This is a genomic window from Brachyspira sp. (assembly GCF_050873525.1).
Classification (GTDB): Bacteria; Spirochaetota; Brachyspiria; order Brachyspirales; family Brachyspiraceae; genus Brachyspira.
The window spans coordinates 1-1,230 of sequence record NZ_JBNMIZ010000356.1 but is presented as its reverse complement, the minus strand read 5'-3'; the positions used below and the strand labels follow the sequence as shown (position 1 = coordinate 1,230).

General features: G+C 23.3%; 1 protein-coding gene and 2 pseudogenes. 2 read left to right on the top strand and 1 reads right to left on the bottom strand.

Annotation, left to right across the window (positions count from 1 at the left end):
- Positions 1–131: 131 nt before the first annotated feature.
- Positions 132–488, bottom strand: coding sequence for a family 2 glycosyl transferase (locus ACR0QS_RS13305; protein ID WP_432633932.1), 357 nt, complete (start codon positions 486–488; stop codon positions 132–134).
- Here ACR0QS_RS13305 and ACR0QS_RS13300 point away from each other — a divergent pair.
- Both ACR0QS_RS13300 and ACR0QS_RS13295 read left to right on the top strand, forming a co-directional pair.
- Positions 467–628, top strand: a pseudogene (locus tag ACR0QS_RS13300) (HsdM family class I SAM-dependent methyltransferase); the annotation flags it as partial. The gene ACR0QS_RS13305 and the pseudogene ACR0QS_RS13300 sit on opposite strands and share 22 nt — an antisense overlap.
- Before the next feature lie 67 nt (positions 629–695).
- Positions 696–1,230: pseudogene (locus ACR0QS_RS13295) on the top strand (hypothetical protein); the annotation flags it as partial.

The following is a 1,230-nucleotide window of genomic DNA, read 5'->3' as shown; positions in this document are numbered from 1 at the left end:
CATATAGGTATATCCACAATGATATGTCTAAATTAATTATATAATTTATAGATAAATCCAAAGAACTTATATCTATAATATACACTATATAGAAAATTATGTCAATACTTTTATTAGTAATTAATTTTAAATCACTTAACCGAATTATACTTAAATCTCCTATTCTCGCTTAAAACTTTACTTATAGCGTTCATTAAAAGTCCTATTGAAAATGATAAACCCGATAATATTATCAAACAGATAGTTAATATAGCAGTCGGAAATCTATCAACTCTTAAAGTCTCAAAATATTCTATCGTTATTCCTATTCCTAAAAATAATCCTATAGACAAAAATATTAAACTTATCGTATTAAAAAATAATAGCGGTTTTTCAGTCATTAACAAATAAATTATAGTCCAAAGTATTCTAAATCCGTCTTTGAAAGTATTTAATTTTGAATGCGAACCTTCGGGACGCTTTATATATTTATCCTCTAAAAAATTCAAATCATAATTATTCTTTGGAAGATATTTTAAACGCTTTGCAAGACGAAGTTAATATAAAAGTAATGCGACTTATTAGCGGAAATACTCAAGTGTCTAAAACCGAATTGGAAAAGTTACTTCCGATTAAAAAAGTCGATTAAAAAATTAAAATTGACAATAATCATTATTTGTGTATCATATAAAGTAAATCAATTAAGGAATCATTAAATGGACAGAAAATTTGAAAAATGGATAAAAGAGCAAAATAATATACCTAAAAATGCTGTTAGTTGTTTTTATGAATCTGTAAGTTGTTATAGAGCTAATTGTTTTAGGTCGGCTATTATCATGGCTATTTCTGGTTTTAATATGGTATTACAAAATAGAATTATTATAGAAAGAAATAATATTTTACATGAAGTTAAAAATAATGATAAAATTTCAGAGGATATAAAAGAAATAGAAATATTAATTGTTGATTCTAAATTAACGGACGAAAACCAATGGGATTTATTTTTGATAAGAGATTTTTTAACAAAAAAAAGATTTTTATATATTTTTTCATTATCTAATAACTCAAAAATATTTGAAGATTGGGTATATTGGAGAAATAAAAGGAATATTTCCGCTCATGCAAAAGATTATGATATTATATTTTCTGATGTTGAATCTTGTTATTCATGGATATTGCAGACATTAAAAATATTATATCCAATTACGAACATTAATTCAATATTAACTAAAATAGATAATTTTTTTGATT